Below are 14,629 nucleotides of genomic sequence, written 5' to 3'. Positions count from 1 at the left end.
CTACTCCAGATTCTGAACCTGCTCGCGAAACTGGTCGACCACGGCCTTCAGTTCCAGCCCGATGGCGGTCACTGCGGCGGCGTTCGACTTCGAACATAGAGTATTCGATTCGCGATTGAATTCCTGCGCCAGAAAATCGAGCTTGCGGCCGATTGCGCCACCGCCAGATATCAGCGTGCGTCCCGAGGCGACATGCGTCTTCAGCCGGTCGATTTCCTCGCGAATATCGGCCTTCGTGGCGAGAAACGCCGCCTCCATGTTGAGCCGTGCCTCGTCGAGCGCCGGCGATGCCTCGAGCAGCAGACGCACCTGCTCGGCGAGCCGCTGGCGGATTTGCGCCGGTTCGCGCGACGGATCGGCCTCGGCCCGCAGCGTCAGCGCCTCGATGGTCGCGATATGGCCCGACAACAGCCCGCGCAGGGCCTCGCCCTCGGCCTTGCGCGCCTCGACGAGGCCGGCAAGACCAGTCTCCAGGCAATTCATGATCGCCGCATCGATCGCCGCGCGCTGCTCTTCGGTTTCGACTGCCTCGGGCACATCGAAGACGCCGCGCAGCGCCAGCAACCCGTCGGCACTGGCAGGCGCCGCGCCAAATTGTGTGACCAGCCGGTTGGCGAGTTCGGCGACGTCGCGCAGGAACACTTCGTTGATGACGGGCTGGACCATCGAGCCACTGGCGCGGCTGACGGTCAGGGTTGCCTGCACGTTGCCGCGCGAAAAGCGCTTCTGGATGGCCTGGCGCACCGACGGCTCGAGACGTTCAAAGCCCTGCGGCAGGCGCAGGCGCACCTCCACGCTCTTGCCGTTGACCGACTTCGCCTCCCAGGCGATGGCGGTTCCGTCATGCTCGGCCGCGACGCGGGCGAAGCCTGTCATGCTCTGCAGGTTCATCTGGCAGCGCGTCCCTGTTCTTGTTGCGCCGCGCGGGCCCGATGGCCGCGCGGCGAGCCTGTCCTACTTCTTGACGGCGTTCGTCGTCGTGGCGTCTTTCTTTGCCGGGTCGGCCTCGCCGGCCGCCTTCTCGTCCTCGACGACCTTGCGCTGGAAGGCACGCCAGCGCGCGACGTTCTCATTGTGCTCGTCCAGCGTCTCGGCAAAGACATGCCCGCCCGAACCGTCGGCCACGAAATACAGGTCCTTGGTCTTGGACGGATTGGCCACCGCCTCGAGCGAAGCCTTGCCCGGATTGGCAATCGGCGTGGGGGGCAGGCCCTTGATGGTATAGGTATTGTAGGCCGTCGGCTTGTCGATGTCTGAGCGGTAGATCGGCCGGTCGGCGGGCTTACCCTTGCCGCCGAAGATGCCGTAGATGATCGTCGGATCCGACTGCAGCCGCATGCCCTTGTTGAGGCGGTTGATGAAGACAGCTGCCACGCGTGAGCGCTCGTCGCCGCGGGCGGTTTCCTTCTCGACGATGGACGCCAGCGTCACGAATTCGTTGATGTCGGCCAACGGAAGGTCCGACGTACGGCGCTGCCAGATGGTCTCGACCAGTTCCTTCTGGTCGGCCAGCATCTTGTTGATGATCTGCTGGCGCGTCAGCCCGCGGGTGAAGCGCTGCGTATCCGCGGCAAGCGTGCCCTCGGCCGGCATCTCCGTCGGCATGTCGCCGGTAAGAGCCTCTTGTTCGGCAATGCGTTTCCAGGCTTGCTCGACGGTCAGTCCTTCCGGGATCGTCAGCGAGTATTGCACCGACTTGCCGCTCTTCAGGAGCTCCATGATCTCGTGCATCGAAGCGCCGGCCTGGATTTCGTATTCGCCGGCCTTCAGCGAGCCGTCGTTGCCGTAGGCGCGCACGCCCATCCGGAAGATGCGCGCATCGCTGATCAGTCCGCGCCGCTCGAGCTGGTCGGCGATATCCTGCACGCCGGTCTTTTCCTTGACCAGGAATGTGCTGGGGACCGCCGACGGGCCCTCGCCGTTGAATTCCTGCTTGCCGAAATAGAGGGCTGCGCCGCCGGCGAGGATCACCAGCACCGCCGTCGACATCACGAAATTCATGAACACGACGATCTGGTTGCGCGAGGCACGCGAACGCTTGGGCGGCGGCGTGCCGATTTCCGGCCGCAGCGCTTCCTGCGCTGTCTTAGGAACGATCGGATTTGCCGGTGCGGCGCGCGCGGCACCTTCCCCTTGACCTGGCGTATTCATGCTCATTTTGCCTCGCCACTCCCTCTTGCGTCGAATCCCCGCCGGGAGACTAGAGCCGAATGTGGCAAAAATCGCGGCAAAGAGGGCGTTTAACGCCCCCTTCCCACAGAGTTGTCAGCCGTTGTAGCGCTGGAAGACCAGCGAGGCGTTGGTACCGCCAAAGCCGAAGGAGTTCGACAAGGCGACGTCGACCTGCCGGGCGCGCGGCTTGTTCGGCACGAGATCGATGGCCGTCTCACGCTCGGGATTATCGAGATTGATCGTTGCCGGCACGATGTTGTCGCGAATGGCGAGGATCGAGAAGATCGCCTCGGCAGCACCGGCAGCACCCAAAAGGTGGCCGATCGACGACTTGGTCGATGACATCGAGACCTTGGAGGCGGCATTGCCGACGAGGCGCTCGACGGCGCCGAGCTCGATCGTATCGGCCATGGTCGAGGTGCCATGGGCGTTGATGTAGTCGATATCCGCCGGCGACAGGTTGGCGCGCTTGAGGGCGGCGGTCATGCAGCGGAAGGCGCCGTCGCCATCCTCGGCCGGAGCCGTGATGTGATGTGCGTCGCCTGTCAGGCCGTAGCCGACAACCTCGGCATAGATCCTGGCGCCGCGCGCCTTGGCGTGTTTGAGCTCTTCGAGCACGACGACGCCTGCGCCCTCGCCCATGACGAAGCCGTCGCGGTCGCGGTCATAAGGGCGCGAGGCCCTCTCGGGGTCGTCGTTGCGCCCGGTCGACAGTGCCTTGCAAGCGGCGAAGCCGGCAAGCGACAGGCGTGCCACCGGCGATTCAGCACCACCCGCCACCATCACGTCGGCGTCGCCGAACATGATCAGACGAGCTGCGTCGCCAATGGCGTGCGCGCCGGTCGAGCAGGCCGTGACCACGGCATGGTTGGGGCCCTTGAGCCCGTGCCGGATCGAAACCTGGCCAGAGACCAGATTGATGATCTGGCCTGGAATGAAGAAGGGGCTGATGCGGCGCGGGCCGCGTTCGTTGAGGATCAGCGCGTTTTCGGCGATGCCCTCGATGCCACCGATGCCCGAACCGATCATGACGCCAGTCGCGTTCTGCTCGTCCGGTGTCTTGGGCGCCCAGCCCGAATCCTTCAATGCCTCGTCTGCGGCCGCGATCCCGTAGAGGATGAAGTCGCCGATCTTGCGCAGTTCCTTGGGTTCGAGGACTGCTTCGGGATTGAAGGTATTGTTCGTGCCGTCACCCCTGGGGATGACATTGGCGATCTTGCAGGGGAGGTCTTCGACCTCGAACTCCGTGATCCGCCTTGCGGCGCTACGGCCGGAAAGAAGCTCTTTCCAGCCGTGCTCGTAGCCCATGCCGAACGGTGAAAGCAGGCCAAGGCCCGTGACAACCACACGCCTCATCGCAGGCATCCCTGACAATTCGCGATCGCTCAGGCCGAAGCCTTGTCGATGTACTTCACGGCGTCGCCAACGGTGAGGATGGTCTCGGCCGCGTCGTCGGGGATCTCAACGCCGAATTCTTCTTCGAACGCCATAACGAGCTCGACCGTGTCGAGGCTGTCCGCGCCCAGGTCGTCGATGAAGCTTGCAGCTTCAGTCACCTTGTCGGCGTCGACGCCAAGATGTTCGATGACGATCTTCTTGACGCGCTCTGCGGTGTCACTCATGTGGGCATCCTCAGTCTGGAGTTTGTTAGGTCTTCGTTAGCGGGCGGAATGCCGCTAATCAAGCAGTAATCTGCGCTTTCCCAAGCGCTCGGGCAGCGGTCCGTCTTCGGTCCGGCCACCTGATGGAGCGCGGCAATACACGAAATCTTGACCGCGTCCAAGGCAAAAGGGCCAGTTATCCCGGCCAATCGGCCCAATCAGATCATCGCCATGCCGCCGTTGACGTGAATTGTCTGGCCGGTGACGTAGGCAGCTTCGTCGGAGGCGAGATAGGCGACGGCCGAAGCAACTTCCTTGCCGGTGCCCATGCGCTTGGCCGGGATCGCGGCCATGATCGCCTCTTTCTGCTTGTCGTTGAGCTTCTCGGTCATTGCCGATTCGATGAAGCCGGGGGCGACGCAGTTGACGGTGATGTTGCGGGTGGCGATTTCCTGGGCGAGCGACTTGGAAAAGCCGATCATGCCGGCCTTCGAGGCGCAGTAGTTGGTCTGGCCGGGGTTGCCGGTGACGCCGACCACCGAGGTGATGTTGATGATGCGGCCATGGCGGCGGCGCATCATCGGATGCGTCAGCTCGCGCGTCAGGCGGAACATCGCCGTCAGGTTGATCTCGATGACCGAGTCCCAGTCGGCGTCGGACATGCGAACGAACAGGCCGTCCTTGGTGATGCCGGCGTTGTTGACCAGGATGTCGACACCTTCGAGTTCGGCCTCGGCCTTCTGGCCCAGCGCCTTGACCTCGTCGCGGTCGGCGAGGTTGGCCGGAAACAGCTTGACGCGGTCACCGAGCTCGTTGGCCAGGGCCTCGAGCTTTTCGACGCGGGTGCCGTGCAGGCCGACGATGGCGCCCTGCGCGTGCAAGATGCGGGCGATTTCCTCGCCGATGCCACCGGATGCGCCGGTGACGAGTGCCTTGCGGCCGGTCAGATCGAGCATTTTTCCAATCCCTTCCAGAGCACACCCTTCACACGGGTGGGGTCACAGTATGTTTAGACGAGCGCGGCGATTGCCGCCTCGACGTCGGCCGGGTTGTTGACCGCGGCCGTGGCGATGTCCTTGTTGATGCGGCGGGCGAGGCCCGAGAGCACCTTGCCGGCGCCCACTTCGTAGAGCGTGGTGACGCCGTTGTTGCCGAACCATTCGACGGTCTCGCGCCAGCGGACGCGGCCGGTCACCTGTTCGACCAGGCGGGCGGCGATCTCTTCCGGGTCGGTGATCGGCTGGACCGAGACGTTGGCGACGACCGGGACGATCGGCGCATGCTTCTTCACGCCGGCAAGCGCCTCGCGCATCTTCTCGGCAGCCGGTGCCATCAGCGCGGAATGGAACGGTGCGGAGACCTGCAGCATCAGCGCGCGCTTGGCGCCCTTTTCGGTGCACAGCTTGGCCGCGCGTTCGACCGCCGCCTTCTCGCCGGAGATGACCAGCTGGCCGCCGCCATTGTCGTTGGCGATCTGGCAGACCGAACCCTCGGCTGCTTCGGCGCAAGCCGCGTCGACATCAGCCTGCTCGAGCCCGATGATCGCAGCCATGGCGCCCTGCCCGGCAGGTACAGCGGCCTGCATGGCATCACCGCGAATGCGCAACAGCCGCGCAGCGTCGGCCACAGAAACGAACCCTGCGGCAGCAAGCGCCGAATATTCGCCCAGCGAGTGGCCGGCGACATATGTGACCTTGTCCTTGAGCGACAGGCCGCGTGCTTCTAGCGCCCTGAATGCAGCCATCGAAACAGCCATCAGCGCCGGCTGGGCATTGGCGGTCAGCGTCAGCGTTTCCTCGGGACCTTCCCAGATCAGCTTCGACAGCTTTTCGCCAAGTGCGTCATCGACCTCCTCGAATACCCGTCGCGCTTCCGGGAAAGCATCGGCCAATTCCTTGCCCATGCCGACGGCCTGGCTGCCCTGCCCTGGAAAAGTAAATGCAACGGCCATATTCGTCTCCTGGCTGCTGGCGCATCGCCTCAGGCCATTCCGGCCCTTTCGGCGCGATGCGCAGACATAACAAACCGAAGTACGCGTGCCGCCCCCAGGGAACGTCGGGCACTCCGGATCGCTGTGGCTCTGGCGCAATGCGCCCTGTCAAGTCAAGCCTTGTGCGTCCCGAGGCCCGAAACGGGCCGATAATCACACATGATTAAGCCGAAACACGATTTGTTGGCCAACGCTTCTCAATTTTGCCATAAGCCCTAGCTTCTGCATGACAGTTTGATGACGTTCAGGTGACGTTCAGGTGACCGCTGCATGATGAGGCCGTCATAAAGCCGAGGAAGTCGAGTTGGGAAGTGTAGTCGATAAGGCCGCAAGGAGTGTTGAGGACGCGAAGCAGACCGCGTCCGACCGGCGTGCCTATGCCTTGGGCGTACTGCGCTCGGTGATGGTCACGCTCGCCGTTTCGGCGGTGCTGGTCTTCGCCATCGAATACATCGCGCGCGGCTCCTTCGTCGACACGCTCAATTTCTTCCAGCAGCCGTTCAAGCCGAGCTGGACCACGGTGGCGCTCTTTGCGCTGCTGCTGGTTGGCCTCGATGCCTTGCTCGGCCGGCCGCATAACGGCCTGCTGATCGTCGCACCCGTGGCGCTGCTGCTCGCCTTTGTCGGGCATCAGAAGTCGCTCTATCTCGGCGACCCACTCTACCCGACCGACTTTCTCTATGCCCGACAGATCGTCGAATTGATGCCGTTGCTGGTGCGCGAGCGCCCGATGGCCGGCGTCGGCATCGTCCTAGGCCTCGTCACCGGCATTGCGCTCCTCGTCCTTGCCTGGCGCTACTGGCGCCGCCGCATGCCGGCGCTGACGTTCTGGGCGCGCATCTCGCGCCTCGCCATCGCCATTCCGGCCCTCGCCTTCTTCGTCTCGATCATGGACTACGCGACCTTCTCGTGGACGCGCGACCGTCTCCAGATCATCCCGATGATGTGGGACCAGAAGGAAAACTACAATTCCAACGGCTTTGCCATCGCGTTTGCGCTCAACGTGCCGATGGCCAAGGTCAAGGCGCCGCACGGCTATTCCGAAAAGGCTGTCGACGCCATCGCCCGGCCGGACCAGGCCGCCGCCGTCCTGCCCGAGGAAAAGCCCGACGTCATCATCGTGATGAGCGAATCCTTTTGGGATCCGACGCGCCTGCCCGGCGTTTCGATCACGCCCGATCCGATCGCAAACGTGCGCGCGGCCCAGTCCGGCCATGTCTTTTCGCCGGAATTCGGCGGCATGACCGCCAATGTCGAGTTCGAGGCGCTGACCGGCTTCTCCAACGCCTTCCTGCCGGCCGGCTCCATTCCCTACCAGCAATATGTCCGCGCGCCGGTGCCGTCGCTTGCGACGTTCTTCAAGAGCGAAGGCTACGAGACCAAGGCCATCCACCCGTTCGGCGGCTGGTTCTGGAACCGCGCGCCCGTCTACAAGGCGTTCGGCTTCGACCAGTTCATGTCGGAGGAAAACCTGCCGCTGCTGGCAAAGCGCGGGCCGCTGGTGTCCGACGCCGCTCTGACCGAAGAGATCATCCGCGAGGCCGATGCGACCGAGCATCCGTTCTTCTTCTTCGCGGTCTCGCTGCAGAGCCACGGCCCCTACGAGCCGAACCGCTACAGCGACACCACCCACAAGGTCGAGGCGGCAACGTCACCCTGGGCACGCGAATCGATCCTGACCTATGCCGAAGGTGCATCGGACGCCGACCGCAGCCTCAAGCGGCTGATGGACTGGGCCAGCAAGCGCAAGCGCCCGACCGTGATCGCCTTCTTCGGCGACCACCTGCCACCGCTCGGCCCCGTCTATGTCGAGACCGGCTTCATGAACGAACCTGTCGCCAAGCGCAAAGCGGCGATCGGCGAGATGCTGGTCCAGCACGAAACGCCGCTGGTGGTGTGGTCGAACCGGACGGGTGCGGCGCAAAACATCGGCTCGATCAGTCCGGCCTTCCTGCCGCTGCACGTGCTCGAGACCGCCGGCATCAGCCACCCCTACTACACCGGCTTCCTTGGCGATCTGCACGAACGCTTCCGCGTCGTCGACCGCAACGTGCTTCTGCCGAAGGCGGGCGAGTCGGTGTTCGACTGGTCGCGCCAGAAAGAGATCGACCCGTCGATCCGCGATTACCGCTGGCTGCAATACGACATGATGTTCGGCAAGCGCCGCGGCGCCAAGCCATTCTTCCCGGAGACGGTCGACAAGGTGGTTGCCGATCGCACGCGTTCGCCCCTGTTCCTGCGTCCGGAGGCTCTGGGCTGAGGCCCGAAGCCGCCGAAAGGGCCGATTTCGGCCGGTTTCTTGGTCCCGCCCCTTGCCTTGAAGGCACTTTGCCTGTAGACGCCCGCTATCTGCCGGTCCCAGCTGGGGGCTGAACGGAGGGCCGGAGGTTTTCTCGAAAGCCGCCGCGTGAAGCGAAAACGCTTCCGCCTCCCGTGTCTCCGCTCTCGACCGTCTCGTCGTGCTCCTTTCTTCTCCTGAGATGGCTTAGGCCTTCGACGGATCAGGGAGGTCGCAGAGGCTCTAGCCGCCGGGACCGGAAGATGGAAACGAAGAAAGGCAAAAACTATGGCTCTTTACGAACATGTGTTTCTTGCCCGCCAGGACCTCTCGCAGCAGCAGGTCGATGCACTTGTCGAACACTACAAGGGCATCATCACTGCAGCTGGTGGATCGGTTGGCCGGGTTGAGAACTGGGGACTGAAGTCCCTCACCTACCGCATCAACAAGAACCGCAAGGCGTACTACACGCTTATGGACATCACTGCTCCGTCGGCTGCCGTCAAGGAAGTCGAGCGCCAGCAGGGCCTGTCCGAAGACATCCTGCGCTTCCTGACCATCAAGGTCGAGGCGCATGAAGAAGGCGTCTCCGCCATGATGCAGAAGCGCGAAGAGCGCTCCGAGCGTGGCGAACGCGGTGGCTTCGGCGACCGTCCGCGCAGCTTCGGCGATCGTGACCGTGGTGATCGCGGCCCGCGCAGCTTCGGCGATGGCGGTGGTGACCGTGGCCCGCGCCGTCCGCGCGAAGGTGTTGAAGGGGGTGCAGAATAATGGTCGACATCAATCAGATCCCGACCCGTCGTCCCTTCCATCGCCGCCGCAAGACCTGCCCGTTCTCCGGCGCCAACGCTCCGAAGATCGACTACAAGGACGTGCGTCTGCTGCAGCGCTACATTTCCGAGCGCGGCAAGATCGTTCCTTCGCGCATCACCGCCGTCAGCCAGAAGAAGCAGCGTGAACTCGCCCAGGCGATCAAGCGCGCCCGCTTCCTCGGCCTGCTGCCCTACGTGGTGAAGTAAGACATCCGAAGCGGGCGGTTCGCTGCCCGCTTCCTCCCCCGCGACGGGCGCGATCGGGCGAATTTCAAATCCCGGGTTGGACCTCCAAAGAGGACCTAACTGCCGCGACAGGCAGGACAGCGAAACCGGCGGCAACGCCCTTCCCTGCTTCCTTGCCCGTTGAATTTTATTCGCTGCCTTTGCAGCCAACGAAAGGACAAGGAAAATGGACGTCATTCTCCTCGAACGCATTTCCCGCCTCGGCCAGATGGGCGACACCGTCAAGGTCAAGGACGGCTTTGCCCGTAACTTCCTGCTGCCCAAGGGCAAGGCGCTCCGCGCCAACGAAGCCAACAAGAAGAAGTTCGAAGGCCAGCGCGCCCAGCTCGAAGCCCGCAACCTCGAGCGCAAGTCGGAAGCCCAGCAGGTTGCCGACAAGCTTGACGGCAAGACCTTCGTGACCGTCCGCTCGGCTGGTGAAACCGGCCAGCTCTACGGTTCGGTCTCGACCCGCGACATCGCCGACCTGCTGGCCGCCGAAGGCTTCACGGTTGCACGCAACCAGGTCGAGCTCAACCAGCCGATCAAGACCATCGGCCTGACCAACGTGGCGATCTCGCTGCACGCCGAAGTCGAAGTCACCATCACGCTGAACATCGCGCGCACGGCCGACGAAGCCGAGCGTCAGTCGAAGGGCGAGACGCTGACCACTGCCGAAGCCATCTACGGCGACGACATCAACGAAAACGCCCGTCCGGACAGCTTCTTTGATCCGAACGAAGACGGCGAAGGCGACGAGGGCTGATCTCAGCCTCAGTTGTCAGATCCAGTTTTCTGGACCAAGCCCGGGTGGAAACACCCGGGTTTTTTTGTGCCAGGTGGAACTTGAACGTGCCCGCGCTAGTTACCAGCTTCTGACAATAGGACTGACACATCGCGAGCATTGCCCATGAACGTGTTGCTGCAGCGCATTTTCGCAAAACTCGTACGCACAGGAAACCTGACCGTCACCGGGCCCGATGGCCGACCGCATCGCTTCGGCGACGGCAGCGGCGAACCGGTCCACATGCTGATCCGAACGCGGCGAGCCGAACGGGCCATTACCTTCGATCCGACATTGGCCGTGCCAGAGGCCTACATGGACGGCGAGATGGACATCGTCGAGGGCGACATCTTCGGCTTCATGCGGATCGCCTTCCAGAATCTCGGCAACGGCACGGTCGACGCCGCCTGGTCACGCGCCATCGAAGGCCTGCGAGTGGCCTTGCGCCGCTTCCAGCAGGTCAACACTGCGGCGCGGGCGAAACGCAACGTCGAGCGTCACTACGACCTTTCGGGCGACCTCTACCGGCTCTTCCTCGACAAGGACATGCAATATTCCTGCGCCTATTTCGCCGACCCCGAAATGACGCTGGAAGAGGCCCAACTGGCCAAGAAGGCGCATATCGCCGCCAAGATGCGGCTCAAGCCAGGCCAGTCGGTGCTCGACATCGGTTCTGGCTGGGGGGGCCTCGGGCTCTACCTGGCGCGCTCGTTCGAAGCGCAGGTTCTGGGCGTCACCCTTTCCACCGAACAGCACGCGGTGGCGACTGAACGCGCCCAGGCCGAAGGGCTCGACGGCCACGTCCACTTCGAAATCCGCGACTATCGCGATCTGGTCGAGCGCTTCGACCGCATCGTGTCGGTCGGCATGTTCGAGCATGTCGGCGTCAACCATTACCGTACCTTCTTCGACAACGTCGCCAAGCGGCTGAAACCCGATGGCGTGATGGTGCTGCATTCGATCGGCCGTTTCGGCCCGCCGACGGCGACCAGCGCCTTCATCCGCAAATACATCTTCCCGGGTGGCTACATTCCTGCCCTGTCGGAAGTGCTGCCGGCGATCGAGAAGTCGGGACTGATGGTCACCGACGTCGAAATCCTGCGCCTTCACTATGCCGAGACGCTGAAGCACTGGGGCAAGCGTTTCGCCGCCAATCGCGACAAGGCCAAGGCGATCTATGACGAGCGCTTCTGCAGGATGTGGGAATTCTATCTCGCGGCTTCCGAAGCCGCCTTCCGCTGGCAGGACCTGATGGTATTCCAGATCCAGCTCACCCATCGCAACGACACGCTGCCGCTGACCCGCGACTATATCGGCAAGTGCGAGAAAGCGCTCGCCATGCACGAGATGGCGCATCGCGAGACGACGCCGACGGGCAAGACCACCCGTCGCGGGAAGGTCGGCGACAAGGAGTGAAACTCGCCCTTGCCTCGGCCCCGGCCGTCGTAGGAGATAGGCCCGTTGCCATTCGCACCGGGCCTTCTTCATGACCTACGCCATCTATGTTGCCGCAGCTCTTGCCGAAATCGCCGGCTGCTTTGCCTTCTGGGCATGGTGGCGGCTGGACAAGTCGGCCCTGTGGCTCATCCCCGGCGTCATCTCGCTGATCGCCTTCGCTTGGCTGCTGACCCTGGTCGAAGCCAATGCCGCGGGCCGCGCCTACGCCGCCTATGGCGGCATCTACATCGCGGCGTCGCTGGGCTGGCTGTGGCTTGCCGAAGGCGTACGCCCGGATCGCTGGGACATTATCGGCGCCGCAGTCTGCATCGCCGGCGCCTCGATCATCCTGCTGGCGCCACGCGGGGCTTGAGCAGGATCACAGAGCGGCCGGCGTCGACGCCCCTTACCATTTGACGCTGAGACCGACATTGCCTTCAAAGACGCGCTTCTTCTCGCCGCCGATATTGGTGGTGTAGTCAGCGGTGGCAAACATGCTGGTCTGCTCGGTCAGCTTCGCAATCACGCCGCCGCCGAACTCGACTGACGTCCCGCCGGTCTCGACGGCAATCGGGTCGCCGCCGAGGCTGATGCCCCCCTCACCGTCGAATTCGTGCCAGATGTTGGCCTTGAGGTACGGCTTCAGCGTCGCGGCTTCGGTCTGGAAGAGACCTTGCAACCGCACGCCCAGCCGACCGGTCAGCACTTCGTCGGAATTGAACGACACCGTCGAGAAGCTGTCGGCCTGGTCGTCAAGCGACAGATGTTGCCAGACCAGTTGGCCCTGCGGCTCCAGTGTCCACTCCGGCGTCAGTGCGATGGGATAACCGCCCTCCAGCGAAGCAGTGACCCCGGTTCCGCCGACGTCGAGGTTTTCGCCGCCGCTGGAGGTAACATCGCCACCGTACCAGGTGCCCATCAGCACGGCATCGAGGTACCAGCCGCCTGGGCCGACATGGGTCCAATTGGCACCCAGGCTGGTGCCGTTCGCGTTGATATCGCCGAAATCGGCTACCGGCCCGGCGATCGTCGGCGACTTCACGTCGCCGCTGATGCGCGTGTGGCCGACAAGCAGGCCGATACGGTCGTGATGGCCGCTATCCGTTTCCCAGCCATAGATGTCGAGGCCGGCCTGCATGCCGAACAGCGTGCCGTCGAAGCTCGGTGTCAGGGTTCCGGTCCAGGACATATCGACACTCTGGCCAAAGACACGCCCCCATGCAGCCGGCATCTGCCCGGCACCCTGCACTTCGGGCTGCTCGCCGCGGCGCTCATGGAATGTGCCCAGCGTCGACATGGCGAGGTAGTGCGCGAGTGGCGAGATCACCGCGTAGGTCGGAACCTCGCCACGGAAGAGCGGCATCGCTCCTCCTTCGAGCCGTTCGGGATTGGGCAGCGGTGCCGACTCGGCCGGGTTGAGCACCAATTGCGGCGTCTCGGTCGGCGGAGGCGGCGTCGGCTCGCCGGTAACCGGTGGTACTGGCGGTGCTTCGGGCGGCGTATCCCCCGGCAGCACCGGCGGGGTCGGGTCAGTGGGCGGGGTAACAGGATCGCCCTCGCCCGGAATCACCACCGGCGGTATCGCCGACGTCGGCGGCGGTGGTGCCGTTTCGGGATCGACGGGCGCAGCTTGAGGGTTCGGTTCGATCGGAGAAGGCCCCGGCGCTGGCTCGGGACTGGTCGAGGACATCGTCGAGCGCAGATACCAGTTTTGGCCTGCACCCGCAGCGTCGCCCTTGAACAGCATATACTCGTAGGCGCCGGCGGCCACTCGACTGGCAAGTGCGAAGGCACCTCCGGTCGTCGCACCGCCGATCGCCTCGACCACCAGAATGCCATCCGCGACAGTCAATCCGCCGGCACCGCCGGCATTGACGATCTCGATGCCGGTCGAGCCCGTCGCGGTGCCACCGGATATGACCAGCTTGTCCGAGGCCGAGCCGTCGCTGCCGAGCACAGTGTCGAGGAACAGCAGTCCGCCATTGCCCTGGTAGTTGCCATTGATCGTGAACGCATCGCCAGTGCCACCACCGCCATTGGTCAAGTCGATGCGGCCGGCATTGATGACGTTTGCCAGCCCGCTGACCGCCAGCACGCTTGCATTTTGACCACCGCCGAAAAGGGTGCTGGTGGCATCGACCGTCAGCGTACCGGTTCCGGTACCGGCGTCGCCGAGCACAAGATTGCCGTCGAAGGTCAGTTCGGTGTCGTTGGTGGCGTCGATCGTTTCCCAATTCTGGAACCGCGCAATGCCGGCCGCCGATACATTGTCGAAAGTCAGGCCGTCCGTGCCGTCCCCGCCATTGACCGCAACAGTCGCGCCGATGTTTGCGTTGCTGAGATTGCTGAGCTTTGCCGTGTCGTTGTCACCGCCAAGATCGACAGTGCCGTAGATGATACCGCCGCCGTCCCAGGTGAAAGTGTCCGCGCCGACGCTCAGCAGCACGCTGCCGCCGACGGAGCCGCCTGTCACAGTCACGCTATCGGTGCCGCCACTGACGCTGATGTTGCCGCCGATCGTGCCGCCTGAAAGGATGATGGTGTCATCGCCGAAGCCGGTCACAAGGTTCTTGTCGATCGTGCCGCCAGACATATCGAACAGGTTGTCGTCGAGCTTCATGTTGACGCGACCGATGCGGCCGCCGGTCATGTATGCCGTGTCGCCATCTTCGAAGAAATCGACGATACGGCCGCCAGACATGAAGAATGTGTCGAGACCATCACCTTGGCTGAGCGACTGGATCTGGCCGCCGCTCATCAGGAAGTCGTCGCTTCCGCCGCCTTGCTGGACGTTGCCTGTGATGGCGCCGCTGTGGACCTCAACGCGGTCGACAAAACCGCCAAATACGACGTTGCCATTGATCGTGCCGGCACCACCACCCGGCATGGTCAGCGTGTTAGTGCCGTTGGTGTCGGTCAGCCCTCCGCTGGCACCACTGTCGCAGACATAAATGCTGTTGCCGGCGGTCGGCGTCAGGTCGCAGGCGGCAAAGCCTGCCTGCGTCGAACCCAACAAAACCATGGCGGTGGATGCCAGCCAGCCGAATCGCGCCGGTGCCGGATGAAAAATGCGCATGTTGCCTCCTCAAGCAGGGCAGGCCGACGCCGCAGCAGAGCGCGTTTCGGCCACTGGTGCCCTTCCAGCATATTCATCGCCATGTGCCGCATCGCGAGGCGTATGCCGTCGAAAGTCAAGGATCACCGCATAACCGAGTAAAATCAACCACCTTATGTATACAAACTACCCTTGGATTGTTCTGGGCACTTTCTTGGTAAATGCAGCGATCGGCTACATATTCCTGTTCTGTTCCTGTCGATACACAGCTAGAA

Annotated in this window: 13 protein-coding genes; 6 read left to right on the top strand and 7 right to left on the bottom strand. The window is 63.6% G+C overall.

Annotation, left to right across the window (positions count from 1 at the left end; translation table 11 throughout):
- The 6 genes from WHT83_RS12580 to fabD all read right to left on the bottom strand — a co-directional run bounded on the left by WHT83_RS12580 (nucleotide 1) and on the right by fabD (nucleotide 5,724).
- Nucleotides 1-891: a YicC/YloC family endoribonuclease gene (locus tag WHT83_RS12580; RefSeq protein WP_406871342.1), complete on the bottom strand. Its 891-nt coding sequence runs from the start codon at nucleotides 889-891 to the stop codon at nucleotides 1-3.
- A gap of 63 nt (nucleotides 892-954) precedes the next feature.
- Nucleotides 955-2,157, bottom strand: coding sequence for an endolytic transglycosylase MltG (mltG, locus tag WHT83_RS12575; protein ID WP_406871341.1), 1,203 nt, complete (start codon nucleotides 2,155-2,157; stop codon nucleotides 955-957).
- A gap of 108 nt (nucleotides 2,158-2,265) precedes the next feature.
- Nucleotides 2,266-3,528 carry a beta-ketoacyl-ACP synthase II gene (gene fabF, locus WHT83_RS12570; protein ID WP_406871340.1) on the bottom strand — a complete coding sequence of 421 codons (1,263 nt, stop codon included), beginning with the start codon at nucleotides 3,526-3,528 and terminating at the stop codon, nucleotides 2,266-2,268.
- Nucleotides 3,529-3,557: 29 nt separating this feature from the next.
- Nucleotides 3,558-3,794, bottom strand: coding sequence for an acyl carrier protein (locus WHT83_RS12565; protein ID WP_055978681.1), 237 nt, complete (start codon nucleotides 3,792-3,794; stop codon nucleotides 3,558-3,560).
- A 197-nt stretch (nucleotides 3,795-3,991) separates the two neighbouring features.
- Nucleotides 3,992-4,729 (bottom strand): 3-oxoacyl-[acyl-carrier-protein] reductase, encoded by a 738-nt coding sequence (gene fabG, locus WHT83_RS12560; protein ID WP_108608703.1) that lies wholly within the window; start codon nucleotides 4,727-4,729, stop codon nucleotides 3,992-3,994.
- A gap of 53 nt (nucleotides 4,730-4,782) precedes the next feature.
- The gene (gene fabD, locus WHT83_RS12555; RefSeq protein WP_406871339.1) at nucleotides 4,783-5,724 is read right to left on the bottom strand and encodes an ACP S-malonyltransferase; all 942 of its coding nucleotides are present in this window, start codon (nucleotides 5,722-5,724) and stop codon (nucleotides 4,783-4,785) included.
- Nucleotides 5,725-6,166: 442 nt separating this feature from the next.
- Here fabD and WHT83_RS12550 point away from each other — a divergent pair, with 442 nt between their 5' ends.
- From WHT83_RS12550 to WHT83_RS12525, 6 genes are all read left to right on the top strand, one after another.
- Nucleotides 6,167-8,023: an LTA synthase family protein gene (locus WHT83_RS12550; protein ID WP_406873973.1), complete on the top strand. Its 1,857-nt coding sequence runs from the start codon at nucleotides 6,167-6,169 to the stop codon at nucleotides 8,021-8,023.
- A gap of 306 nt (nucleotides 8,024-8,329) precedes the next feature.
- Nucleotides 8,330-8,812: a 30S ribosomal protein S6 gene (rpsF, locus tag WHT83_RS12545; RefSeq protein ID WP_406871338.1), complete on the top strand. Its 483-nt coding sequence runs from the start codon at nucleotides 8,330-8,332 to the stop codon at nucleotides 8,810-8,812.
- Entirely contained in the window at nucleotides 8,812-9,060 is a 249-nt protein-coding gene (rpsR, locus tag WHT83_RS12540; RefSeq protein WP_018427106.1) for a 30S ribosomal protein S18, read from the top strand. The genes rpsF and rpsR overlap by 1 nt, the downstream gene beginning before the upstream one ends.
- 205 nt (nucleotides 9,061-9,265) lie before the next feature.
- Nucleotides 9,266-9,844, top strand: a complete 579-nt coding sequence (rplI, locus tag WHT83_RS12535; protein WP_108608707.1) for a 50S ribosomal protein L9 — start codon at nucleotides 9,266-9,268, stop codon at nucleotides 9,842-9,844.
- A gap of 144 nt (nucleotides 9,845-9,988) precedes the next feature.
- Nucleotides 9,989-11,278, top strand: coding sequence for a class I SAM-dependent methyltransferase (locus tag WHT83_RS12530; protein ID WP_406871337.1), 1,290 nt, complete (start codon nucleotides 9,989-9,991; stop codon nucleotides 11,276-11,278).
- A gap of 70 nt (nucleotides 11,279-11,348) precedes the next feature.
- A complete protein-coding gene (locus WHT83_RS12525) occupies nucleotides 11,349-11,672 on the top strand; it encodes a YnfA family protein (protein WP_318762123.1) in 324 nt (107 codons plus the stop codon).
- A 33-nt stretch (nucleotides 11,673-11,705) separates the two neighbouring features.
- On the opposite strand, the gene WHT83_RS12520 is transcribed toward WHT83_RS12525, so the two are convergent.
- Entirely contained in the window at nucleotides 11,706-14,375 is a 2,670-nt protein-coding gene (locus tag WHT83_RS12520; protein WP_406871336.1) for an autotransporter domain-containing protein, read from the bottom strand.
- Nucleotides 14,376-14,629: the final 254 nt, after the last annotated feature.

It is taken from the genome of Aminobacter sp. P9b (assembly GCF_045345995.1).
Lineage (GTDB): Bacteria > Pseudomonadota > Alphaproteobacteria > Rhizobiales > Rhizobiaceae > Aminobacter > Aminobacter niigataensis.
The sequence above is the reverse complement of the archived record's forward strand: the minus strand, read 5'-3'. Positions and strand labels throughout refer to the sequence as shown.

Bases quoted from the DNA above. Each gene is read 5' to 3' on its own strand.
- WHT83_RS12580 (WP_406871342.1), bottom strand. From the start codon at position 891: ATGAACCTGCAGAGCATGACAGGCTTCGCCCGCGTCGCGGCCGAGCAT.
- mltG (WP_406871341.1), bottom strand. From the start codon at position 2,157: ATGAGCATGAATACGCCAGGTCAAGGGGAAGGTGCCGCGCGCGCCGCA.
- fabF (WP_406871340.1), bottom strand. From the start codon at position 3,528: ATGAGGCGTGTGGTTGTCACGGGCCTTGGCCTGCTTTCACCGTTCGGC.
- WHT83_RS12565 (WP_055978681.1), bottom strand. From the start codon at position 3,794: ATGAGTGACACCGCAGAGCGCGTCAAGAAGATCGTCATCGAACATCTT.
- fabG (WP_108608703.1), bottom strand. From the start codon at position 4,729: ATGCTCGATCTGACCGGCCGCAAGGCACTCGTCACCGGCGCATCCGGT.
- fabD (WP_406871339.1), bottom strand. From the start codon at position 5,724: ATGGCCGTTGCATTTACTTTTCCAGGGCAGGGCAGCCAGGCCGTCGGC.
- WHT83_RS12550 (WP_406873973.1), top strand. From the start codon at position 6,167: ATGGTCACGCTCGCCGTTTCGGCGGTGCTGGTCTTCGCCATCGAATAC.
- rpsF (WP_406871338.1), top strand. From the start codon at position 8,330: ATGGCTCTTTACGAACATGTGTTTCTTGCCCGCCAGGACCTCTCGCAG.
- rpsR (WP_018427106.1), top strand. From the start codon at position 8,812: ATGGTCGACATCAATCAGATCCCGACCCGTCGTCCCTTCCATCGCCGC.
- rplI (WP_108608707.1), top strand. From the start codon at position 9,266: ATGGACGTCATTCTCCTCGAACGCATTTCCCGCCTCGGCCAGATGGGC.
- WHT83_RS12530 (WP_406871337.1), top strand. From the start codon at position 9,989: ATGAACGTGTTGCTGCAGCGCATTTTCGCAAAACTCGTACGCACAGGA.
- WHT83_RS12525 (WP_318762123.1), top strand. From the start codon at position 11,349: ATGACCTACGCCATCTATGTTGCCGCAGCTCTTGCCGAAATCGCCGGC.
- WHT83_RS12520 (WP_406871336.1), bottom strand. From the start codon at position 14,375: ATGCGCATTTTTCATCCGGCACCGGCGCGATTCGGCTGGCTGGCATCC.